Here is a 21,685-nt window from a genome sequence, read left to right as displayed (position 1 = left end):
CGGCGCCGCTGGTCCCCTCCCCGGCGGCGCCGGGTCAGGAGACGGTGGATCCTGCTCGGATCTAGAGCTGCTCGATGTCGATCGAGGTGATCACGGCGTCCTCGACCGGGCGGTCGCCGCCGCCGGTGCGGACCTGGTTGAGCTCGTCGACGACCTTCCGGGACGCGTCGTCGGCCACCTCGCCGAAGATCGTGTGCTTGCCCTGCAGCCAGGTGGTGGGCGCCGTGGTGATGAAGAACTGGGACCCGTTGGTGCCCTTGCCGTTGCGCTTGCCGGCGTTCGCCATCGCCAGGATGTAGGGCTCGTTGAAGTCGAGCTCGGGGTGGATCTCGTCGTCGAACTCGTAGCCGGGTCCGCCGACGCCCTGGCCGAGGGGGTCCCCGCCCTGGATCATGAAGTCCCGGATGATCCGGTGGAAGACCACGTCCTGGTACAGGGGGCCGGTCTGCTTCTCGCCGGTGCGCGGGTCGTTCCACTCCTGGCTGCCGTCCGAGAGACCGATGAAGTTCCGCACGGTCTTCGGGGCGTGGTTGCCGAACAGGTTCACGACGATGTCGCCGTGGTTGGTGTGGATGGTCGCCTTGGCGGTGGGGTTGGCAGAAGTCATGTGCTCATTCTTGCACGGTCCCCGGAGGCCTCCCCAGGCGCCGTCACAGGGTTCAGCGCACAGTGAAAAAGCCCGGGATTGCGCGGCTCTCCCTCCTGCCGCGACGGCTCTGCCCGTATGCTGACCATGGATTGTCACGACCCGAAGGAGGGATGGATTCATGAGCTTCAAGAAGTCCAAGAGCCAGAAGAAGACCGTCGCGGCGCAGAAGGCCGCCGAGAGCAAGGTCATGGACGCCGGCAAGTGGGCGTCCAAGGAGATCGGTGAACTGGCGCCCAAGCTCCAGCACGGTGTCGAGGCGGGCGCCGCCGCACTGGCCGGTGGCGTCGCGACCGCCGGGCCGAAGGTCCAGGAGGGCCTCGGCCGGGCCCACGACCTCTCCGGCTCCGCGAAGCTGAAGGCGGCCGCGGTGACCGCGCCCGTCGCGGCGAAGGCCGCCAAGACCGCAGGCCCTGCGGCCGCGAAGGCCGCGGACCGGGCCGCCGAGAGCCGTGCCGCGGTGCAGGCGAAGTACGCCGGTGCCGCCGCCCTGCTGGCGGGCAAGTTCGCCGACGCGGACACCCCGGAGCAGCTCGAGGCGATCGTCACGAAGCTGACCGGCGACAAGAAGGCCGTGGCCAACGCGAAGAAGGCGGCTTCGAAGGTCGCCAAGGACTACGCCAAGCAGCAGCGGAAGGCCGAGAAGTCGCACAAGGGCCTGCTGCTCCTGGGCCTTCTCGTGGCCGGCGGCGCGGCCGGCGTGGCCGCCTGGAAGGCGTCGCGCCCGGTCGAGGACCCCTGGAAGACCCCTGCGGCCACGTCCCCGCGCGTGACCGCGTCCCCGGTCGGCCAGCAGTCGACCGTGGCCGCCGGCACCGGTGTGCAGGTCGACGACGCCAAGGACGCGACCACCTCGGCCGGCCGGTCCGGCGGTGTCTCGGAGACCGCCTCCGAGGTCAAGGACAACGCCAAGAACGTCGGCGAGGACGCCAAGACCACGATCCACGAGGTCAAGGAGCAGATCCAGGGCAAGAAGGACGAGAACGAGTCCTGACCCCTCTCCGTCTCCGCACGAGGCCCCGTTCCCGCCCGGGAACGGGGCCTCTGCCGTGGTCCAGGCGTGCCCTGGCGAGGTGCGGGGGCCGCGGCGGAGGCAGGGCCGCCTCGTCGGAGGTGTTCGCCCGCCGCCGGGCAGAAGAAATCCCGACCGAGCAGGCGCTCGATCGGGATCCGGTGTGGTGGAGGCGAGGGGACTCGAACCCCTAACCCTCTGCTTGCAAAGCAGATGCGCTACCAATTGCGCCACGCCCCCGCTGGGTCCGGGCTACTCCACCTCGTCGGTGGCGTCCGCCCAGGCGGTCCGGTCGGCGGAGGCCTCCCGGAGCTTGCTGAGCACCGCGACGGATGCCCCGACGAGGGCGAGACCTGCAGCCATTTTCCTGTTCACGCCTGCCTCCTGACCTGCGGAAAAGGGAACCGTGGGCGTACCAGGAATTGAACCTGGGACCTCTTCGTTATCAGCGAAGCGCTCTAACCGTCTGAGCTATACGCCCTTTCCGGCCCTTGCGGACCGAGTAGAAACGTTACCGGAGTTGCCGTCCCGTGCCAAATCACCGGGGTCCGGCCCGGACCCCGGTGAACGCGCCCGGATCAGTCGTCCGTGAGGGTGAGGCCGATCCCGCCCACGAGGGCCGCGGCGATGTTGTACAGCAGCGCGGCGAGCACCGAGAGCGCGGTCAGGAGGATCACGTTGACCACGGAGACGATGGTCGCGAAGATCGCGATCTGGCCCAGGGACAGGAAGTCCTTGATGTTCAGGGCCCCGCCCGCGCCGCCGAGCATCCCGAGCAGCTCGTTGATCCCGTCGAACATGCCGGTGAGGTCCAGCACGATCCACAGCACGACCGCCGCGACCACGGTGATGATCCCCAGCGCGACCGAGAGCAGGAAGGCGAGCTTCAGCACCGACCAGGTGTCCACCTTGGAGACCACGAGCCGGGCGCGGCGCACGCGCGGGCGCGGGGCCGGCCGGACCAGGCCCTTGGTCGAGCTCGCGGGCCGCGGGCTCTTCCCCGCGCCCTGGCCGGACTTCGACGCCTTGGGCGCGGTCCGGGCGCTCCCGGACGGTTTCACCGAACCAGCGGGCCGTTCCGCGCCCCCCGACCGGGGGGCGGACGCGACGGGGGAGCGTCCGGACTTGCCGGCGGCGTTGGAGCCGGAACTCGAGCTCATGCGTTACCTCCGTTGTTGTTCGCGTCCAACGCTACTTCATCGGCCGTCGTGTCCCCGGTTCCGGGGACGGCGTCGAGCACGTCGTCCTCCCCGCTGTCCAGGACGTCGGCGGTCTCCATCGTCTCGTCGAGCTGGACGTCGACCTCGGCCACGGCCTCGGCGTCGACCTCCTCGGCGATCTCCCGGTCCGCGTTGCGGGCCACACCGGTGATCGAGTCGTCCCGGGCGGGCTTCGCGAAGATCACGCCCATCGTGTCTCGGCCCTTGGCAGGGACCTCGGAGGCGCCGGTGCGCACGACCTTGCCCGACTCCATGACCACGAGGACCTCGTCCTCCTCGCCCACGATGATCCCGCCGACGAGCCGGCCGCGCTGCTCCGCGAGCTTCGCCACCTTGATGCCGATGCCGCCGCGGCCCTGCACCCGGTACTCCTCCACCTTGGTGCGCTTGGCGTAGCCGCCCTCGGTGACCACGAACACGTAGGCGTCGTCGGTGACCACGTTGGCGGAGAGCAGCTCGTCGCCGTGGCGGAACTTCATGCCGGTGACACCCGAGGTCGCCCGCCCCATGGGCCGCAGGACATCGTCGGACGCGGTGAAGCGCAGGGACATGCCGCTGCGGGAGATCAGGAGCAGGTCGTCCTCCGCGGACGCCAGCTGGGCCGAGACGAGCTCGTCGCCGTCGCGCAGGTTGACCGCGATGACCCCGGCCGTGCGGTTGGTGTCGTAGTCCAGCAGACGGGTCTTCTTGACGAGGCCGTTGCGGGTGGCGAGCACCAGGTACGGCGCGTCCTCGTAGGAGCCCAGCTCCATGACCTGGGCGATCCGCTCCCCCGGCTGGAAGGCCATCAGGTTGGCCACGTGCTGACCCTTCGAGTCCCGTCCCGCCTCGAGCAGCTCGTAGGCCTTCGTGCGGTAGACCCGGCCCAGGTTGGTGAAGAACAGGATCCAGTTGTGGGTGGTGGTGACGAAGAAGTGCTCGACGACGTCGTCGCCGCGCAGCTGGGCGCCCTTGACCCCCTTGCCGCCGCGCCGCTGCGACCGGTACTGGTCCGAGCGCGTGCGCTTGACGTATCCGCCGCGGGTGATGGTCACGACCATCTCCTCCTCGGGGATCAGGTCCTCCATCGACATGTCGCCGTCGTAGCCGTACATGATCTCCGACCGGCGGTCGTCGCCGTAGCGGGCCACGATCTCGTCGAGCTCGGAGGCGATGATGCCGCGCTGGCGTTCCTCGGAGGCGATGATCGCGGTGTACTCGGCGATCAGCCGCTCGAGCTCCGCGTGCCGGTCCTGGATCTTCTGCCGCTCGAGGGCTGCGAGCCGGCGCAGCTGCATGTTGAGGATGGCCTGCGCCTGGTCCTCGTCGATCGCGAGGAGCTCCATGAGGCCGGTGCGCGCGTCGTCGGCCGTGGGCGAGCGGCGGATGAGCGCGATCACGTCGTCGAGGGCGTCGAGCGCCTTCAGCAGGCCGCGCAAGATGTGGGCCTCGGCCTCGGCCTGCCGCAGCCGGTACCGGGTGCGGCGGACGACGACGTCCATCTGGTGGGTGACCCAGTGCCGGATGAACGCGTCGAGGCTCAGGGTGCGGGGCACCCCGTCCACCAGCGCGAGCATGTTGGCGGAGAAGTTGTCCTGCAGCTGCGTGTGCTTGTAGAGGTTGTTGAGCACCACCTTGGCCACGGCGTCCCGCTTGAGCACGATCACCAGGCGCTGCCCGGTGCGGCCCGAGGTCTCGTCCCGGATGTCGGCGACGCCGGTGATCCGCCCGTCCTTGACCAGGTCCGCGATCTTCATCGCGAGGTTGTCCGGGTTCGCCTGGTAGGGCAGCTCGGTGACGACCAGGCAGGTGCGGCCCTGGAGCTCCTCGACGCTGACCACGGCGCGCATCGGGATCGACCCCCGGCCGGTCCGGTACGCGTCCTCGATGCCCTTGTGACCGAGGATCTGCGCGCCGGTCGGGAAGTCCGGGCCCTTGATCCGCTGCAGGAGTTCCTCGAGCAGCTCCTCGTTGGAGACGTCCGGGTGCTGGAGGTACCACTGCACCCCGTCCGCGACCTCGCGCAGGTTGTGCGGCGGGATGTTGGTGGCCATGCCCACGGCGATGCCCGAGGAGCCGTTGACCAGCAGGTTCGGGAACCTCGACGGCAGGACCGACGGCTCCTGGTTCTTGCCGTCGTAGTTGTCCTGGAAGTCCACGGTCTCCTCGTGGATGTCCCGGACCATCTCCATGGCGAGCGGCGCCATCTTGGTCTCGGTGTACCGCGGAGCCGCCGCGCCGTCGTTGCCCGGGGAGCCGAAGTTCCCCTGGCCGAGGGCCAGCGGGTAGCGCATCACCCAGTCCTGGATGAGCCGCACGAGGGCGTCGTAGATCGCGGAGTCGCCGTGCGGGTGGTACTGGCCCATGACCTCGCCCACCACGCGGGCGCACTTGTTGAAGGACCGCTCCGGGCGGTAGCCGCCGTCGAACATCGCGTAGATCACCCGGCGGTGCACCGGCTTGAGCCCGTCGCGGACGTCCGGCAGGGCGCGGCCCACGATGACGGCCATCGCGTAGTCGAGGTAGGACCGCTGCATCTCGGTCTGCAGGTCCACCTGCTCCACGCGGTCGGTCAGCACGGGGGTGTTCTCGAGGTCGCCGGCGAGAGCCGCGTCCTCCGGGGTCTGTCCGTCCTGGGTCTCGTCACTCATGCGGTCTTTCCGTTCTGTCTGCTGGTCCTCGAAGTCCTGCGCAGGGCCCGGTCACCACGGCAGTTTGCCGTGCCGGACATATGTCGCGGGTCAGATGTCGAGGAACCGGATGTCCTTGGCGTTCTGCTGGATGAACTCGCGGCGGGACTCGACGTCCTCGCCCATGAGCACGGAGAAGATCTGGTCGGCGGCGGCCGCGTCCTCCATGGTGACCTGCAGCAGGGTGCGGTGGTCGGGGTCCATCGTGGTGTCCCACAGCTCCGTGTAGTCCATCTCGCCGAGGCCCTTGTAGCGCTGGATGCCGTTCTCCTTGGGGATGCGCTGGTTGTTGGCCAGGCCGCGGGCCAGCACCTGGTCGCGCTCCGCGTCGGTGTAGACGTAGTCGTGCGGGGCGTTGGACCACTTGATCCGGTACAGCGGGGGCTGGGCCAGGTAGACGAAGCCGTGCTCGATGAGCGGGCGCATGAACCGGAACAGGAGCGTCAGCAGCAGCGTGGTGATGTGCTGACCGTCCACGTCCGCGTCGGCCATGAGCACGATCTTGTGGTACCGCGCCTTATGGATGTCGAAGTCGTCGCCGATCCCCGCGCCGAACGCCGTGATCATCGACTGGACCTCGGCGTTGGACAGCGCCCGGTCCAGCCGGGCGCGCTCCACGTTGAGGATCTTGCCCCGCAGCGGCAGGATCGCCTGGTGCGCGGGGTCACGGCCCTGCACCGCGGAGCCGCCGGCGGAGTCCCCCTCCACGAGGTAGATCTCGGACAGGGACGGGTCCTTGGACGAGCAGTCCTTGAGCTTGCCCGGCATCCCGCCCGACTCGAGGAGGCCCTTGCGCCGGGTGGTCTCGCGCGCCTTGCGGGCCGCGAGCCGGGCCTGCGAGGCGTTGATGGCCTTGCGGATGATCTCCCGGGCGGCGGCGGGGTTGCGCTCGAGCCAGTCGCCGAACCGGTCGTTCACCTCGCGCTGCACGAAGGTCTTCGCCTCGGAGTTGCCGAGCTTGGTCTTCGTCTGGCCCTCGAACTGGGGCTCGGCGAGCTTGATCGAGATGACGGCGGTCAGGCCCTCGCGGACGTCGTCGCCCGTGAGGTTCTCGTCCTTGTCCCGGAGCAGCTTGTTCTCCCGGGCGTAACGGTTCACCAGGGAGGTCATGGCCGAGCGGAACCCCTCCTCGTGGGTGCCGCCCTCGTGGGTGTTGATGGTGTTCGCGTAGGTGTGCACCGACTCGGTGTACGCCGTGGTCCACTGCATGGCGAGCTCGAGGGACATCTTCCGCTCCGTGTCCTCGGACTCGAGGGCGATCACGTCGTCGTGGACGAGGTCGGCCTTCTTGGAGCTGTTGAGGAAGGTCACGTAGTCGAGCAGTCCGTGGTCGTACTTGTAGACCACCCGGCGGTGGCCGGCGCCGTCCTCGTCCTCGTGGTTGAGCCGGGGGGCGTCGGTGCCGCCGTCCCGGCCCTCGACCGGCTCGTCCTCGGCGTGGACGGCGGTGCGGTCCGAGGCGGAGCCGGCGATCTCCTCGCCCGACTCCACGGGGGCGCGCTCGTCGGTCAGGGTGATCCGCAGACCCTTGTTGAGGAACGCCATCTGTTGGAAGCGGGCCCGCAGCGTCTCGAAGTCGAAGTCGACGGTCTCGAAGATCTCCGGGTCCGGGTAGAAGACCTGGGTGGTGCCGGTCTCCCCGGTCTCCTCGCCCTTGACCAGCTCGCCCTGGGGCATCCCGCCGTCGGCGAAAACCATCCGCCAGACGCTGCCCTGGCGCCGGACCTCGGTCTCGACCCGCCGGGACAGGGCGTTGACCACGGAGATGCCCACGCCGTGCAGACCTCCGGAGACGGCGTAGCCGCCACCGCCGAACTTGCCGCCCGCGTGCAGGATCGTCATGACGACCTCGACGGTGGGCCGGCCCTCGGTCGGGTGGATGTCCACGGGGATGCCGCGGCCGTTGTCCACGACCTTGACCCCGCCGTCGGCCCGGAGGGTGATCTCGATGTGGTCGCAGTAGCCGGCCAGGGCCTCGTCGACCGAGTTGTCGACCACCTCGTACACGAGGTGGTGCAGTCCCCGTGGGCCGGTCGAGCCGATGTACATGCCGGGTCGCTTCCGGACGGCCTCGAGGCCCTCCAGGACGGTGATGTCGCCGGCACCGTACTCGCGCTTGTGCGGATCCTCTGTTGCCACGGGTTCCTGGCTCCTCCTGATTGGGCACACCGGTACCGTTCCGGACGGCGCAGGAGAACACCGGTGAGACGTTCGGCGGCTCATCGGCTCGTGCGGGGTCGGAACGGTTCGACGGCTCCGGGCGTCCTCGCCGCGGACGGGGTTCCGCGATCGGACGTGAGGGCCCGGTCCGTCGATTGCTGTCTGTGTCCGATTCTATCGGATAACCGGGGGCCGGAGGGCCCTGAGAGGCCTCTGAGCGGCCTGGAAAGGCCCTCAGGACGAATTTTCCTCCGCTCCACCACCCCCGGGGCGTGCCCGGGGGGCCGCAGCGCGCCACGAGGCCGTCCAGGCTCCCTCCGACCGGTCTCAGCCGTAGGTGTCGCGCGGACCGCGTCCCTGCACGGACCGGCGGCCGCGCTTCCAGCTGGGTGCCGCCGGTCCGAGGATCTCGATCCTGGTGACGATGCCCTCCCCCAGGTGCTCGTCGAACATGCGCAGCAGCTGGGGGACCATGAGCCGCAGGTTCGCGGCGTAGGCGGTCGAGTCGCACCGGACCCGCACCACGGTCTCGTCGAAGCTCTCCGGCCGGCAGTGCCCGGCGATGCCCGGTCCCACGAGGTCGTCCCAGCGGGAGAGCACCGAGCCCACGGCGACCGGCGCCTTCCAGCCGCGGCCCGACACGAGCCCGTCCAGCACCGAGCCGACGCCCCGGGGGTCGCGGGCGGAGCGCCCGGCCCCGGAGTACCCGCCGAGCGCCCGCGGGTCCACGTCGTTGCCCCGGCGCCCGAGGCGCTCGGCGGGCGACGCGGTGGCCGACTCCATCGCTGCGCCGAAGCCCTTGAGGTTGCGCCGGGCGGCCGCCCCGTGGAGCCGGCCGTCCCCGCGGGACTCCGCGGCGTGGCGCAGCCTCGTGAGCAGCGCCGCCGGGGCGTCGATCTCGTCCTCGATCCGCACGACGTTCCGCTCGGGGACCGGCGGCTCCGGCGGCTCGCCGGGTCCGGGACGGCCGTCCTCCCCCTCGGGCCCGGTCACGACGACGACGCCTCCCCCCGGTCCTCGCCGCCGCCGGCGGGCGACGGCTCGTCGTCCCGGACGGCGGTGCCGGGACCCACCCGCACCACGTCGTGCGGTCCGGCCACGAGCTCGGCCGGCAGGTCCTCCTCGACCGCGGCGGTCACGAGGACCTGCTCCGCGGACGCCACGATCGCGGCGAGGCGGCTCCGGCGCCGGGCATCGAGCTCCGCGAACACGTCGTCCAGGACGAGGATCGGGGCCGCCCCCTCCGCGGGGTCGTCCCCGAGGTGCACGTACCAGGAGCCGAGCCGGAGGGCGAGGGCGTAGGACCAGGTCTCCCCGTGCGAGGCGTAGCCCCGGGCGGGAGCCCGGCCGAGCAGCAGCTCGAGCTCGTCGCGGTGCGGGCCCACGAGGGTCAGTCCCCGCTCGAGCTCCCGCTGCTCCGAGGCCGCGCAGGCGTCGAGGATGAGCCGGTGCAGGTCCGCGGGGGTGAACCCGCGCAGCTGCTCGACGTCCCCGCCCGCGCTCTCGGGCAGCACCGAGGAGACGTAGCGCAGGGTGGTCTCCTTGCTGCCGTCCGTGAGCTGGCCGTAGGCGGTGGCGACCTGGGGGGCCAGGGCGTCGACGAGCTGGAGGCGCGCGTGCAGGATGCCGGCCCCGGCACGGGCGAACTGGTCGTTCCACGCCGCCAGCGTCGACCGGTGCGTGTCCGTGAACCGGCCGCTCCGGCGCGCCGACTTCAGCAGCGCGTTGCGCTGTCTGAGCACCTTCTCGTAGTCGGCCAGGGTGCCGGCGAGCACCGGGCGCATGGACCGGGCGAGGTCGTCGAGGAAGCGCCGACGGTGGGAGGGGTCGCCCTTGACCAGGGTCAGGTCCTCCGGGGAGAAGAGGACGGTCCGCACGATGCCCAGGGCGTCCCGCGCCCGCACCGGGGAGGCCCGGTTGATCCGGACCCGGTTGGCCCGGCCGTCGTTGAGCTCGAGCTCCAGGACGGTCTGCTGCCCGCCCCGCCGCACCCGGACGCGGACGATCGCGCGCTCCGCCCCGAAGCGGATCAGCGGCCCGTCGGAGGACACCCGGTGGGAGGACAGACCCGCCGTGTAGTCGAGGGCCTCGACGATGTTCGTCTTGCCCACGCCGTTCGGGCCCAGGAACACGGTGGTCCCGGGGGCCAGACGCATGTCGAGGTGGGCATACGTCCGGTAGTCGAGGAGGGAGATGTGGTCGACGAACACGCCGGGATCAGCAGCTTCCGGTTCCGGGCCGGCCGGTCACTGGCTGGGGAGCCGCACCGGCATCAGCAGGTACTTGTAGTCGTCCTTGTCCTCGCCCTCGGGCTCGGCCTGGGCGGAGAGCACGGCCGGCTTGGGCGGGGCGGTGAAGGAGAACCGGACGTAGTCGGACGCGAAGGCGTGGAGCCCCTCGGACAGGTACGTCGGGTTGAAGGCGACGGTGATGTCGTCGCCGGTCAGGTGCGCGTCGAGGACCTCCGAGGCCTGGGCGTCCTCGCCGGTGCCCGCGTCCAGCGCCACCTGCCCCTGGGTGAAGGCCAGGCGCACGGGGGTGTTGCGCTCGGCGACGAGCGAGACGCGCCGGACGGCCTCGACGAGCTCGGTGGTCCGCACCGCGGCGGTGATCGGGGTGTGCTCCGGGAACAGTGCGCGGATCTTGGGGTACTCGCCGTCGATGAGCAGGCTCGTGGTGCGGCGGCCGCCGGACTCGAAGCCGACGAGCTCGGCGGAGTCGGAGAGCGCGATGTTGATGTCACCGGCCGGGCCCAGGGTCTTGGCGATGTCGTTGAGGGTGCGCGCCTTGATCAGGGCCGCCGTCGAGATGTCCTGGGCGCTGGGTCGCCAGGTGAGCTCGCGCATGGCCAGCCGGTAGCGGTCCGTGGCCAGCAGCGTCATCTTCTCGCCCTCGATCTCCACCCGGACGCCGGTGAGGATCGGCAGGGTGTCGTCCTTGCTCGCGGCGATGTTCACCTGGGCCACGGCGTGGGCGAACTCGTCGCCGGCCACCACTCCGGAGACGTCCGGCAGCGCGGGCAGCTCAGGATAGTCCCCGACGGGCATGGCCGCGAGGTTGAAGCGGGAGGACCTGCAGGTCAGGGTGACCTTCCCCTCGTCGGAGTGCACCTCGACCGGGGCCGAGGGCAGGGAGCGGCAGATGTCCGCGAGCAGGCGGCCGGAGACGAGGGTCGTGCCCTCCTCCTGGACGTCGGCGCTGATCGACAGCCGCGCCGAGATCTCGTAGTCGAAGCTCGCGATGGACAGCGAGCCCCCCTCCGCACGGATGAGCAGACCGGACAGCACGGGGACCGGGGGCCGAGGAGACAGGGACCGTGCGGTCCAGGTGACGGCCTCGGCGAGAACATCGCGTTCGACGGAGAACTTCACGAGAGGTTGCTGCCTTTCAGTCTGGGCGAGGACGGCGGAGCCCGCGTCCCGGCGGGAGCCGGTGCCGGCTGCGCCGCGAGGTGCAGCGGTGCGGACGGGGTCTTCGCCCTCTGCATCGTATCCGCCCGTTTCCCGGGACGGCCATTCGGCCGGCCCGTGGCGGACTTCTTGGAGTTCGGTCCTCCTGAGGGTCCCGGAGGGGACCCGGGCTCCAGGATTCTTGTTGTTTGGCCAGATGTCTCTTTAAGGATGGGAGTGTTAATAACCGCTGTGGAATCTGTGGATAACTGCCTCTCGACCAGCTCCCGGGCGGTGGAGCCCTGTTGAGTTCCTGTGGTTCGCCGTCCCCCGAAATGCCCTGGGCCGGTGGACGAGTTCCGCGGCATTCCGCGGGTTCCACAGCGTTCGGCGGGGTTGTACCGAGGTTCTCCACCGATCAGGGCGAGAATTCCACAATTTTATCCACAGGTGTGGGTTGCGTCCTGTGCACAGGCGCTCCACAGGCACGGAATTCCTGTGCACGGGAGTGCCGGCCGGTGCGGAACGGCGCGGGCGGGACCTGTGGACGAATGACAGGAAAAAGGGCCCGGCGGTGGTCCGTCGGGCCCTGCGGGAGGTGCTGGAGGGGCTCAGCCCTCGCGCTGCTGCTGCTTGATCCGGTTGGTGAGCTCGGTGACCTGGTTGAAGATCTGCCGGCGCTCGGCCATCAGCGTGCGGATCTTGCGGTCGGCGTGCATCACCGTGGTGTGGTCGCGGCCGCCGAGCTCCTGGCCGATCTTCGGCAGGGACATGTCGGTGAGCTCGCGCAGCAGGTACATCGCGATCTGCCGGGCCGTGACCAGGGTGCGGGTGCGGGACTTGCTCTTGAGCTCCTCGAGGGTGATGTCGAAGTAGACCGAGGTCTGGGCGAGGATCGAGGCCGCGGTGATCTCCTGGGCGCCGTCGTCGGTGATGAGGTCCTTGAGCACCAGCTCGGCCAGGGGCAGGTCCACCGCCTGCCTGTTCAGCGAGGCGAACGCGGTGACGCGGATCAGGGCGCCCTCGAGCTCGCGGATGTTGGTGGAGATGTGGGAGGCGATGTACTCGAGCACGTCGTCGGGCGCGTCCATGCCCTCGCTGGTGGCCTTCTTGCGCAGGATCGCGATGCGGGTCTCGAGCTCCGGGGGCTGCACGTCGGTGATCAGGCCCCACTCGAAGCGGGAGCGCATGCGCTCGGCGAAGCCGGTGAGCTGCTTGGGCGGCATGTCGGACGTGATCACGATCTGCTTCTCGTGGTTGTGCAGCGCGTTGAAGGTGTGGAAGAACTCCTCCTGTGTGTGCTCCTTGCCGGCGAGGAACTGGATGTCGTCGATCAGCAGCATGTCCACGTTGCGGTAGATCTCCTTGAAGGAGGACCCCTCGTCGTCGCGGATCGAGTTGATGAAGTCGTTGGTGAACTCCTCCGAGTTCACGTAGCGCACGCGCACCTGCGGGTACAGGCGCTTGGCGTAGTGCCCGATCGCGTGCAGCAGGTGCGTCTTGCCGAGCCCGGACTCCCCGTAGATGAAGAGGGGGTTGTAGGCCTTGGCCGGGGTCTCGGCCACCGCGAACGCCGCGGCGTGGGCGAACCGGTTGGACTGCCCGATCACGAAGGAGTCGAAGACGTACTTGGGATTCAGCCGCGCCGAGCTGTCCCACTCCCCCACCACCGCGGGCGCGGTGCCCGTGTCCTGGACGGGCCGGCGTGGCGGGGCGGCCTGCGGGTCCCGCGGCGGCGGCAGGGTCCGGTCGGTGAGGCCCGGGCCGAACCGGGGGGCCGGCCCCGGGGGCGGGACCGCGAAGCCCGCCGGCTGCTGGTCGGGGTCCGCGACCAGCCGGTCGCCGACCGCCGCGTCGGCGGTGTCGGCGTGGTCGATCCGGGCGGGGACGTCCGTGCGGTTGCGCTCCGCCTCGAGCTCGCTGATCGGCGGCAGGGCCGCCGTGGGTGCTGCGGGTCCGGTCTCCGGGGCCGGGGCGGCCTCGAGGTCGGCGTCGACGACGAACGCCACGAGCGTCTCGGGGCTGAAGGCCCGCCCCACGGAGGACCGGAGCACGGACGCCATCTGGTTCTGGAAGAACTCGCGGGTGAGCTCGTTGGGGACCGCGACCAGCAGCGTGGTGCCGATGAGGCCCTGCGGCTGGGCCAGGGAGATGAACCCCCGGTAGCGGCCCGTGGTCAGGGGGTCCTCGTACATGTACTGCACGCATTCCGCCCACTGCGCACCGAGCGCCTGATTGTCCTGCGTGCCCACGCGTACTCCTGCTGTCGTCGAGATGTCGTCGGGGTGACGAGGCGGTGGACCGGTCGTCCCGGCCCGTCGACGGGAGTCTTGTCCACAGCGTTCTTCACAACGGTGGAAAAGCTGTCGGGGGCCAGCCGCGAGTGCCAGCCTAGAACATGCGTCAGACCTGTTCATAGCCGCATTCCGGGCCCTCCGGGAACTACAGACGTGTAGTTCGGGGTCCGATCCGCGCCGTTCCGCGGCACGGGGCGAACGCGTTTTCCACAGGATGTGCGGAAGATCCGTGCACAGCTGTGGGCGGCTTGTGCACTGCACAGCACCGCCGGGCACCCCGTCGCCCGTCCTCGGTCTTCGCCACCCGCTCCCGCCCCTCCCCGACCCCCTCCCCGGCACCTCCGTGCGCACCGCGGCCCCGGTGCGGATTTGACCGGCCCCTGCCCGTTGTCTAGGGTGAAATAGTCTTTTGTGTCCACAGTCATGCCCAACGGCATGCCCGGACGCATCCACCAGCACCGCTGTGCCCGTACCGTCCGCCCGCCCCGAACCCGGTGCGTCGAGCACGGGAACGGGCACACACCCTGACGCCTTTGGAGTAACCAGTGAGCAAGCGGACTTTTCAGCCGAATAACCGCCGTCGCGCCAAGAAGCACGGCTTCCGTGCCCGGATGCGCACCCGCGCCGGCCGCGCCATCCTCGCCGCCCGCCGCAGCAAGGGCCGCACCGAGCTCTCCGCCTGAGCCGGGTCGTGTCGGCACCGGCGCCCCGGACGGCCGCCCCTCCACGGGCGGTCGGTGTCGCGCCGGAGCCGCCTGAGCCGAGCACCGTCCGGGAGCCGCACCGTGCTTCCTGAACAGCACCGGATCCGGACCTCGGCCCAGTTCTCGGCCACCACACGTTCCGGCGCCCGCAACGGGCGCCGGAACGTCGTCGTCTATGTGCGACCCAGCGGACAGGACCTGCCGGCCCGCTTCGGCTTCGTCGTGTCCAAGGCCGTGGGCAACGCGGTGCGCCGCAACAAGGTCAAGCGGCGGCTCCGGGAGCTCGCCCAGACCACGGTCAGGCGGGCGCCGTACGGTTACGACGTCGTGGTGCGCGCGCTCCCGCCGTCCGCCCGCGCGGACTGGGCGGAGCTGACCGCCGACTACACGAAGGCGTGGCGGACGGCGTCCGCCCGGGCCGGGGTCCCCCGGACCGGGACCGAAGACCGACGACCCGCACGGGAGGAGCCGGAGTCATGAGCGAGCACGCTCACGCGCCCGCGGATCCTCTCGCGGCGGCTCCCCAGGAGTTCGTCCGACCGACGTCGGCGTGGCAGGCGCTGTGGTTCCTGCCGCAGAACGCCCTCATCGCGGGGCTCAAGCTCTACCGCACCATCGTCTCTCCCCTGTACGGGGACGTGTGCCGGTACTTCCCCTCCTGCTCGGCCTATGCGCTCGAGTCCGTCACGGTGCACGGCGCCGTGCGCGGGCTGGGCCTCAGCGTCCGCAGGCTGCTGCGCTGCCACCCCTGGGCGGCGGGTGGGATCGACAGGGTTCCGGGCGGCGGTCGGGTCTTCCCCGACTTCGCGTCCCTCCCCCGGATCATCCTGCTGAACCATCCCACCCTTGCCGAGCGCCACCGTCACCACCCCGCCGATGGCACCGGCCCCGCGGCCCAAGGAGAGCCTTCCCCATGAACCTGTTCGAAATGATCCTCTTCCCCTTCAGGTGGGTCGTCTCCGCCGTGCTGTGGGTGTTCCACGAGCTGCTCACCGCCGTCGGCATGGACCCCGCCGCGGGCATCACCTGGGTGCTGTGCATCGTGGGCCTGACCCTGGTCATGCGCACGCTGACCATCCCGCTGTTCCTCAAGCAGATCAAGTCCATGCGCGGTATGCAGGAGCTGCAGCCGGAGATGGCCAAGCTCCAGGCCAAGTACAAGGGCAAGAAGGACCAGCTGTCCCGGCAGGCCATGGCCCAGGAGCAGATGGAGCTGTACAAGAGCCACGGCTCCAACCCGTTCTCCGCGTGCCTGCCCATCCTGGTGCAGATGCCGATCTTCTTCGGGCTGTTCCAGGTGCTCAACGGCGTGCCCGGCTCCGCGGCGGAGGGCGAGGGCGTGCACGTCCTGAACGCGGCCACCGTGGAGTCCTTCAACGAGGCGACCTTCTTCGGGGCCCCGCTGTTCTCGACGCTGCTCAACCCGGGCGACGGCAACCACGTGGCCACGATCCTCCTGGCGGTCGTGATGATCATCGCGATGTCCGCGTCCCAGTTCTTCACCCAGAAGCAGCTGACGGCCAAGAACATGAGCGAGGCGGCCAAGGCCTCCCCCATGTACCGCCAGCAGCAGATGATGCTCTACCTGTTCCCCCTGGTCTTCGCGATCGGCGGCATCAACTTCCCCATCGGCGTCCTCATCTACTGGACCGTCTCCAACGTCTGGTCGATGGGCCAGCAGTGGTGGGTCATCCGCAACAACCCCACCCCCGGCTCGCAGGCCGAGCAGGAGCTCAACGAGCGCCGCGCCGCCAAGGGACTCCCCCCGGTCGGCAAGACCCAGGAGGAGCACGAGGCGGACATCGAGGAGCGGCGTGCCCGCGCCGCCGCCGGACAGCGTCAGCAGCCGGTCGGCAAGAAGCGGCAGAAGCAGCAGGCGAAGCGCAGACCGGCCCGATGACCGCGGCCGGTCACGCCGGCCCGACCCCTCCCCGCACGGGGCCGGCCCGCCCGGCCCCGTGCTTCCACGGCCCCAGGAGACGACATGACCGACATCCGGCAGACCCCCCAGGACCCTGACGGGGAACCGCACCCCGACCGGCTCGAGGGTGCCACCTCCCCGGGGTCCTCGACCGGTGCCCCCGGCCGCCCGGGAGCCGAGCAGGAGTCCCCGGCCCAGGCCGAGGACGGGAACGCCCTCGAGGAGGAGGGCGAGATCGCGGCCGACTACCTCGAGGAGCTGCTGGACACGGCGGACCTCGACGGTGACATCGACATCGAGGTCCGCGAGGGCCGCACCTACCTGTCCGTCGTGGCCGACGGCGACGACGACGAGAGTCTCGCCGTGCTGGTCGGCCAGGACGGGGAGGTCCTCGAGGCCCTCCAGGAGCTCGTGCGGCTCTCGGTCCTGGCCGCCACCGACCGTCGCTCCCGCCTCGTCCTCGACATCGGCGGCTACCGCAGCCGGCGGTCGGTCGTGCTCCAGGACATGGCGCTCGCGGCCGTGCGGGAGGCCCGGGAGACCGGGGAGCGGGTGCACCTGGACCCCCTGTCCGCCTACGAGCGCAAGATCGTGCACGACGTGGTCGCCGAGCAGGGTCTCGTCAGCGAGTCCGAGGGCGAGGGGGCGGCACGGCACATCGTCGTGTCCGTGCCGCAGGCCTGATGACCGAGCAGCAGCGCCCCTCCCCCGCCCCGCAGGAGGCCCCGGTCCCGGACGTCGCCGAGCGGCTCGCCGCCGAGCGGCTCTTCGGGGACCGGCTGCCCCTGGTGGAGCGCTACGTGGCGCACCTGGCGTCCTCGGGCATCGTCCGCGGGCTCATCGGCCCCCGGGAGGTGCCCCGGCTCTGGAGCCGGCACGTCCTCAACTGCGCCGTGGTCCAGGAGCACATCGCCGCGGACGCACGGGTGGCCGACGTCGGTTCCGGCGCCGGTCTGCCCGGACTCTGCCTCGCCCTGGCCCGTCCCGACCTGCGGATCACCCTCGTCGAACCCCTGGAGCGACGTGTGCAGTGGCTCGAGGAGGTCGTGGCCGACCTCGGGCTGACGAACGTGCGCGTGCTCCGGGCCCGGGCGGAGCACGCCGGGGCAGAGGTCGGCGAGGTGGACGTGGTCACGGCCCGGGCGGTCTCCGCACTGGTGGGTCTGCTCGACATCACCCTGCCGCTGCTGCGGGGCAGCGGCGAGCTCCTCGCGCTCAAGGGCCGCTCGGCGGCGGACGAGGTGCACAAGGCACGGAAGAAGCTGGACCGGTGCGGGGCACGGTCCACCGAGATCGTCCCGGCCGGCGAGGGTCTGCTCGACGAGCCGACCACGGTGGTCCGCGTCCGGCTCTGAGTCCTTCCGCCGGGTACGGGCGGTGGCGACGGTAGGCTGGGAGGAGTGTGCTCCGGGCCGGGCACCGTGGGCCGTCCGCGGACCGACGGCGGTCCGACCTGCGGCGCGGCCCAGGAGCCCCCTCCCCCGGGAGGAGAGCTCCGACGGAACGATTTCGAGACGAAGCGGGAAGGTGCGCGGCCAGATGGCGATCGACGACGGCGTGGGAAGTCCGAGGAGTTCTGACGCCGATTTTCCCCCCGATCCGCTTGATCAATCCGTAAAGGTTGTTCCTGATCGGGGTACTCGTGTTTCACGTGAAACGGACGGACGGCGACCCGATATGACCACAATGATGGCGGAGGACACGCCGCTGGGGAGGAAGCTCGTGGAGGAGACCAGGCGACGCGCCAGGCTGAAGAAGGTCCAGCTGGAGAAGCCCGCCGCGACGCGGGTCTTCACGATCAGCAACCAGAAGGGCGGTGTCGGCAAGACCAGCACGTCGGTGAACCTCGCCGTTGCCCTGGCCCGGCAGGGGCAGAACGTGCTCGTCATCGACAACGACCCCCAGGGCAACGCATCGACGGCCCTCGGCGTCGAGCACCACTCCGAGGTGGACAGCACCTACGACGTGCTCATCGACGAGATGCCCATCGCCGACGCCGTGAAGCCGTCCGCGGAGGCGGAGAACCTGTGGGTGGTCCCCGCCACCATCGACCTGGCCGGCGCGGAGATCGAGCTGGTGTCCATGGTCGCCCGGGAGCACCGGCTCCGGCGTGCCCTCGAGGCCTATGCGCAGCAGCGGGAGTCGGACGGGCTCCCCCGCCTGGACTACGTCTTCATCGACTGCCCGCCCAGCCTGGGACTGCTGACGCTCAACGCCTTCGTGGCGGCCACCGAGGTGCTCATCCCGATCCAGTGCGAGTACTACGCGCTCGAGGGGCTGAGCCAGCTGCTCAAGAACATCGAGATGATCCAGAAGCATCTGAATCCGGACCTGTCGGTCTCGACCATCCTGCTGACCATGTACGACGGGCGGACCAACCTGGCGTCCCAGGTGGCCGACGAGGTGCGGAACCACTTCCCCTCCGAGGTCCTGGAGACCATGATCCCCCGATCGGTGCGGATCTCCGAGGCACCCAGCTACCAGCAGAGCGTGATCAGCTACGACCCCAGCTCGACGGGAGCGCTGTCCTATCTCGAGGCGGCGGCCGAGATCGCCCAGCGCGCCCAGCGCTGACTCCTCGTCCGTCCCCTCCCCCAGCGGCGCCCGNCCGGAGGCGGGCGCCGCTCGCCGTCCGGACGTGCACGGTCACCGACAGTGCACGGCGTTGCGCGTGGATCGGCCTGCCGGGCAGTGCCACTCGGCTAGAATTGTGCGGATTGCCGGGCGAAGGAGAGGAACACCGTGAGCGAACGACGACGTGGTCTGGGCCGAGGACTGGGGGCGCTCATTCCCAGCGCACCCGCCGCGGGTCCTGCGGATGCCGTGACGGACGAGGTCCGGGAGTCGCACGTCGGGACCGGGGAGACGGACGCCGCCCCGACGTCGGCGACGGTGCCGGAGAGCGATACGCCGCGTCGTTCCTCAGGGGACAGCAGCACGGCGCACGAGGTCGATGTTTCACGTGGAACGTCGACCGCGGCACAGCCGGATGCCACCGAGAGCGGCCCGCAGCCCGTCTCCGACTCCGTCGCTGCCGGCTCCGCCGCCCCCTCGGAGGTCGGGGCTCCGGGGACCTCCAACCGGTCGGCGTCGGGACAGCGGACGAGAACTGTCAGTCCGGCGGCACGGCAGAAGGCCATGAAGGCGCGGATGGACATGGGTGAAGCCCTGCGCAACACCACGCTGGTCAGCCGTCCGTCGGACATGTTCTTCCTGCCGTCCACGGCGGCCGGAGGCGACGGGGCGTCCGACCCCGCGCCCGACGCGTCGCCGGGGAACTCCGCGACGGAGAACGTCCCCGATCCTTCCGGTCCCCACGGCGTTTCACGTGAAACATCCGAGGACCCGACGCCGGCAGCGCCGTCGCCGATCACCGATCTGCGCGGGTCGCAGATCGAGTCGACGGTCCCCATGGAACGGGCCGAAGACGTGGGCTCCGCACCGGCACCGCGTGAGCAGGTGGAGTCCGATGTTTCACGTGAAACAGTGGATACCACCGAGCAGCTCGCGACCGTCCCGGGCGCCACGTTCGCGGAGATCCCCGTCGCGTCGATCCACCCGAACCGCAAGCAGCCGCGCCAGGAGTTCGACGACGAGGAACTGGCAGAACTGGCGTACTCCATCGCCGAGCTCGGCGTCCTGCAGCCCATTGTGGTCCGGCCCAGCCGTGAGGACGGTGAGACGGCCTTCGAACTGGTCATGGGGGAGCGGCGGTGGCGCGCCACCCAGCGTGCCGGACTGCCTGCCATTCCGGCCATCGTCCGTGAGACGGCGGACGACGACCTGCTCCGGGACGCGCTGCTGGAGAACCTGCACCGCAGCCAGTTGAGCCCCCTGGAGGAGGCGGCGGCCTATCAGCAGCTCCTCGAGGAGTTCGGGACCACGCAGGAGGAGCTGTCCCGCCGGATCGGCAGGTCGCGACCGCAGATCAGCAACACCATCCGGCTCCTGCGTCTGCCGCCGCTCGTCCAGCGTCGCGTCGCGGCCGGGGTGCTGTCGTCGGGGCACGCCCGGGCGCTGCTGTCCCTGACGGATCCCGCGGAGATGGAGCGCCTCGCGCAGCGGATCGTGGCCGAGGGTCTGTCGGTGCGGGCCACGGAGGAGGCCGTCGCGATGAACGAGCCGGCCGACCGGAAGCCGAAGCGTGCCGCCGCGCCGGCGGGCCGGCACAAGGAGCGTCTCGACTACATTGCCGACGCGTTCTCGGACCGGCTGGACACCAGCGTGCAGATCGCGCTGGGGGCCCGGAAGGGCAAGATGACGATCGAGTTCGCCTCGGTGGAGGACCTGAACCGGATCATCGAGGTTCTCGATCCGGGCCTGGATCGCGACTAGTCGGCCCGGATACAGGTGAGCCCCGGTGTTTCACGTGAAACACCGGGGCTCTGTCGTGTCCACCGTGGGTCAGTCGGCGGTGGAGCTCAGCGGCCGTTGAACTCGGCGACGTCGTCGATGTTCATGGTCCCCGTGGGCACGTCGTCGTCGGCGAGCAGGAACATGCGCTGCAGGCCGAAGACGACGGCCTCCGCCAGATGGTTCCGGTGCTCGGGGTCCGCCAGAGCGGCCCGGTCGGCAGGACCGGACAGATAGCCGAGATCGAGCCAGACGGTCGGGGCGTCGTTCGACCGCAGCAGGTCCCACTGCCGGGCGTGCGTGCCGAGGTCGAGGGCACCCGTCCGGGCCACCATCTCCTTGAGCACGAGCACGGCCGCCCGCTCACCGATGGGGGAGTAGATCTCCGAGCGGTCCTGTTCGCCCCAGTAGTAGGACGCGACACCACCGGCTGCGGGCGAGGAGTTCCAGTCGCAGTGCAGCGTGACCACCACGGAGTCGGACCGGCCCTCGGCGACCACCTCCGCGACCGAGGCGACGGTGGGCACCGGCTCGCCACGCCGGTCCCGGAGCTCCCGTCCCGGCGACACCACCGCCGGCTCCGCACCGATCTCGTGGAGCAGCTCGAAGGCCCGGACGGCGACGTCGCACGTCACCTCGTCGGCGAGGTCGCGGAAGTCCGGGGCGGCCGACGCAGGAGGCTGTTGTCCGGCGGCGCCTGACGGGACGAGCACCACGGAACGCCCGCTGAGGGCGGTGGTGGCGCGCTCCAGCCGGTGGTACTCCCGCAGCGAGAAGGCCTTGGAGGACGTGATGTTCTTGTTGATCCGTGCGAGAGCGGCGATGGTCTCGCGGTCCACCACTCCTGTCGATGGCAGCCCGAGACTCTGCTGGAGTTCGATGACCGCGTGGTGGGTGCTGCTGCCGAACCGGCCGTCGAGGTGGGCGTAGTAGAAACCCAACCGGGAGAGGTTGTGCTGGAGCATGCTGACGTCGTCGCCGCGCAGGGGCCGGTCCTCGTCGACGTAGAGCGGACGGTCGCCGAGGGCGTACTGCGCCTCGTTGAGGCACCGGTCGGTCTCCGGGCCCACCAGACCGTCGACGATCAGACCGCGCTCCTGCTGGAAGGCGCGCACGGCGGCGTCGACGTGGTCGTCGAAGTACGAGGGGTTGTTGACGTCCTGCGGCGCCAGGTAGGCCACGGTGACGCCGGCTCGGAGCAGGCGCTCCCGCAGGCCCACCACCCGCCGGCTCGTCATGGTCCGGCGCAGCATCGGTTCGGTGTCGTCGTTCGTCACGGTTGTCCCACGGGTCGTCGGGTTGTCGGAGGCCATG

At 70.4% G+C, this 21,685-nt stretch carries 18 protein-coding genes and 2 tRNA genes; 9 read left to right on the top strand and 11 right to left on the bottom strand.

Translation table 11 applies throughout. From position 1 onward, the window contains the following. Positions 1-61 precede the first annotated feature (61 nt). Positions 62-607 carry a peptidylprolyl isomerase gene (locus ACH9D3_RS10435; RefSeq protein WP_396400045.1) on the bottom strand — a complete coding sequence of 182 codons (546 nt, stop codon included), beginning with the start codon at positions 605-607 and terminating at the stop codon, positions 62-64. 160 nt (positions 608-767) lie between these two features. Here ACH9D3_RS10435 and ACH9D3_RS10430 point away from each other — a divergent pair, with 160 nt between their 5' ends. Continuing rightward, positions 768-1,640: a hypothetical protein gene (locus ACH9D3_RS10430; protein WP_396410843.1), complete on the top strand. Its 873-nt coding sequence runs from the start codon at positions 768-770 to the stop codon at positions 1,638-1,640. Positions 1,641-1,822: 182 nt separating this feature from the next. On the opposite strand, the gene ACH9D3_RS10425 is transcribed toward ACH9D3_RS10430, so the two are convergent. From ACH9D3_RS10425 to dnaA, 9 genes are all read right to left on the bottom strand, one after another. Next, a tRNA-Ala gene (locus tag ACH9D3_RS10425) sits at positions 1,823-1,898 on the bottom strand. Between the two features lie 167 nt (positions 1,899-2,065). Continuing rightward, a tRNA-Ile gene (locus tag ACH9D3_RS10420) sits at positions 2,066-2,139 on the bottom strand. Positions 2,140-2,236: 97 nt separating this feature from the next. Next, positions 2,237-2,818 (bottom strand): DUF3566 domain-containing protein, encoded by a 582-nt coding sequence (locus ACH9D3_RS10415; RefSeq protein WP_396400042.1) that lies wholly within the window; start codon positions 2,816-2,818, stop codon positions 2,237-2,239. Beyond that, complete coding sequence (gyrA, locus tag ACH9D3_RS10410; RefSeq protein ID WP_396410842.1) at positions 2,815-5,508, bottom strand: DNA gyrase subunit A; 2,694 nt, start codon at positions 5,506-5,508, stop codon at positions 2,815-2,817. The genes ACH9D3_RS10415 and gyrA overlap by 4 nt, the downstream gene beginning before the upstream one ends. 90 nt (positions 5,509-5,598) lie before the next feature. Further along, complete coding sequence (gyrB, locus tag ACH9D3_RS10405; RefSeq protein ID WP_396410841.1) at positions 5,599-7,686, bottom strand: DNA topoisomerase (ATP-hydrolyzing) subunit B; 2,088 nt, start codon at positions 7,684-7,686, stop codon at positions 5,599-5,601. A 348-nt stretch (positions 7,687-8,034) separates the two neighbouring features. Further along, a complete protein-coding gene (locus tag ACH9D3_RS10400) occupies positions 8,035-8,700 on the bottom strand; it encodes a DUF721 domain-containing protein (protein WP_396400038.1) in 666 nt (221 codons plus the stop codon). Then, the gene (gene recF, locus ACH9D3_RS10395; RefSeq protein ID WP_396410840.1) at positions 8,697-9,917 is read right to left on the bottom strand and encodes a DNA replication/repair protein RecF; all 1,221 of its coding nucleotides are present in this window, start codon (positions 9,915-9,917) and stop codon (positions 8,697-8,699) included. The genes ACH9D3_RS10400 and recF overlap by 4 nt, the downstream gene beginning before the upstream one ends. Positions 9,918-9,953: 36 nt before the next feature. Beyond that, complete coding sequence (gene dnaN / locus ACH9D3_RS10390; protein WP_396400035.1) at positions 9,954-11,078, bottom strand: DNA polymerase III subunit beta; 1,125 nt, start codon at positions 11,076-11,078, stop codon at positions 9,954-9,956. 629 nt (positions 11,079-11,707) lie between these two features. Beyond that, complete coding sequence (gene dnaA / locus ACH9D3_RS10385) at positions 11,708-13,291, bottom strand: chromosomal replication initiator protein DnaA (RefSeq protein ID WP_396400145.1); 1,584 nt, start codon at positions 13,289-13,291, stop codon at positions 11,708-11,710. Between the two features lie 647 nt (positions 13,292-13,938). Between dnaA and rpmH the strand changes: the two genes are divergently transcribed. From rpmH to ACH9D3_RS10345, 8 genes are all read left to right on the top strand, one after another. Further along, positions 13,939-14,076 (top strand): 50S ribosomal protein L34, encoded by a 138-nt coding sequence (rpmH, locus tag ACH9D3_RS10380; protein ID WP_019181680.1) that lies wholly within the window; start codon positions 13,939-13,941, stop codon positions 14,074-14,076. Positions 14,077-14,178: 102 nt separating this feature from the next. Continuing rightward, positions 14,179-14,577, top strand: coding sequence for a ribonuclease P protein component (gene rnpA / locus ACH9D3_RS10375; protein WP_396400033.1), 399 nt, complete (start codon positions 14,179-14,181; stop codon positions 14,575-14,577). Next, positions 14,574-15,014 carry a membrane protein insertion efficiency factor YidD gene (gene yidD, locus ACH9D3_RS10370; RefSeq protein ID WP_396400032.1) on the top strand — a complete coding sequence of 147 codons (441 nt, stop codon included), beginning with the start codon at positions 14,574-14,576 and terminating at the stop codon, positions 15,012-15,014. Before rnpA ends, yidD begins: the two co-directional genes overlap by 4 nt. Beyond that, positions 15,011-15,997, top strand: coding sequence for a membrane protein insertase YidC (gene yidC / locus ACH9D3_RS10365; RefSeq protein ID WP_396400030.1), 987 nt, complete (start codon positions 15,011-15,013; stop codon positions 15,995-15,997). Before yidD ends, yidC begins: the two co-directional genes overlap by 4 nt. 84 nt (positions 15,998-16,081) lie before the next feature. Continuing rightward, positions 16,082-16,702, top strand: a complete 621-nt coding sequence (locus ACH9D3_RS10360) for a R3H domain-containing nucleic acid-binding protein (protein ID WP_396410839.1) — start codon at positions 16,082-16,084, stop codon at positions 16,700-16,702. Beyond that, the gene (rsmG, locus tag ACH9D3_RS10355; protein WP_396400028.1) at positions 16,702-17,373 is read left to right on the top strand and encodes a 16S rRNA (guanine(527)-N(7))-methyltransferase RsmG; all 672 of its coding nucleotides are present in this window, start codon (positions 16,702-16,704) and stop codon (positions 17,371-17,373) included. The genes ACH9D3_RS10360 and rsmG overlap by 1 nt, the downstream gene beginning before the upstream one ends. Positions 17,374-17,695: 322 nt before the next feature. Beyond that, on the top strand, positions 17,696-18,592 hold the full coding sequence (locus tag ACH9D3_RS10350; RefSeq protein WP_396410838.1) for an AAA family ATPase: 897 nt from the start codon (positions 17,696-17,698) through the stop codon (positions 18,590-18,592). A gap of 582 nt (positions 18,593-19,174) precedes the next feature. Beyond that, positions 19,175-20,353 carry a ParB/RepB/Spo0J family partition protein gene (locus ACH9D3_RS10345; protein WP_396410848.1) on the top strand — a complete coding sequence of 393 codons (1,179 nt, stop codon included), beginning with the start codon at positions 19,175-19,177 and terminating at the stop codon, positions 20,351-20,353. 86 nt (positions 20,354-20,439) lie between these two features. On the opposite strand, the gene ACH9D3_RS10340 is transcribed toward ACH9D3_RS10345, so the two are convergent. Next, on the bottom strand, positions 20,440-21,648 hold the full coding sequence (locus tag ACH9D3_RS10340; RefSeq protein ID WP_396410837.1) for a peptidoglycan-binding protein: 1,209 nt from the start codon (positions 21,646-21,648) through the stop codon (positions 20,440-20,442). Positions 21,649-21,685: the final 37 nt, after the last annotated feature.

Origin of the sequence: Kocuria kalidii, assembly GCF_044462225.1 — a bacterium.
In the GTDB taxonomy this organism is placed as follows: domain Bacteria; phylum Actinomycetota; class Actinomycetes; order Actinomycetales; family Micrococcaceae; genus Kocuria; species Kocuria kalidii.
Note: the sequence above shows the minus strand (reverse complement) of the source record. Positions and strands in the feature narration are given on the sequence as shown.

Bases quoted from the DNA above. Each gene is read 5' to 3' on its own strand.
- gyrA (WP_396410842.1), bottom strand. From the start codon at position 5,508: ATGAGTGACGAGACCCAGGACGGACAGACCCCGGAGGACGCGGCTCTC.
- rsmG (WP_396400028.1), top strand. From the start codon at position 16,702: ATGACCGAGCAGCAGCGCCCCTCCCCCGCCCCGCAGGAGGCCCCGGTC.
- ACH9D3_RS10345 (WP_396410848.1), top strand. From the start codon at position 19,175: ATGGGTGAAGCCCTGCGCAACACCACGCTGGTCAGCCGTCCGTCGGAC.
- ACH9D3_RS10360 (WP_396410839.1), top strand. From the start codon at position 16,082: ATGACCGACATCCGGCAGACCCCCCAGGACCCTGACGGGGAACCGCAC.
- ACH9D3_RS10415 (WP_396400042.1), bottom strand. From the start codon at position 2,818: ATGAGCTCGAGTTCCGGCTCCAACGCCGCCGGCAAGTCCGGACGCTCC.
- yidD (WP_396400032.1), top strand. From the start codon at position 14,574: ATGAGCGAGCACGCTCACGCGCCCGCGGATCCTCTCGCGGCGGCTCCC.
- ACH9D3_RS10430 (WP_396410843.1), top strand. From the start codon at position 768: ATGAGCTTCAAGAAGTCCAAGAGCCAGAAGAAGACCGTCGCGGCGCAG.
- yidC (WP_396400030.1), top strand. From the start codon at position 15,011: ATGAACCTGTTCGAAATGATCCTCTTCCCCTTCAGGTGGGTCGTCTCC.
- ACH9D3_RS10435 (WP_396400045.1), bottom strand. From the start codon at position 607: ATGACTTCTGCCAACCCCACCGCCAAGGCGACCATCCACACCAACCAC.
- dnaA (WP_396400145.1), bottom strand. From the start codon at position 13,291: ATGTACGAGGACCCCCTGACCACGGGCCGCTACCGGGGGTTCATCTCC.
- ACH9D3_RS10350 (WP_396410838.1), top strand. From the start codon at position 17,696: ATGACCACAATGATGGCGGAGGACACGCCGCTGGGGAGGAAGCTCGTG.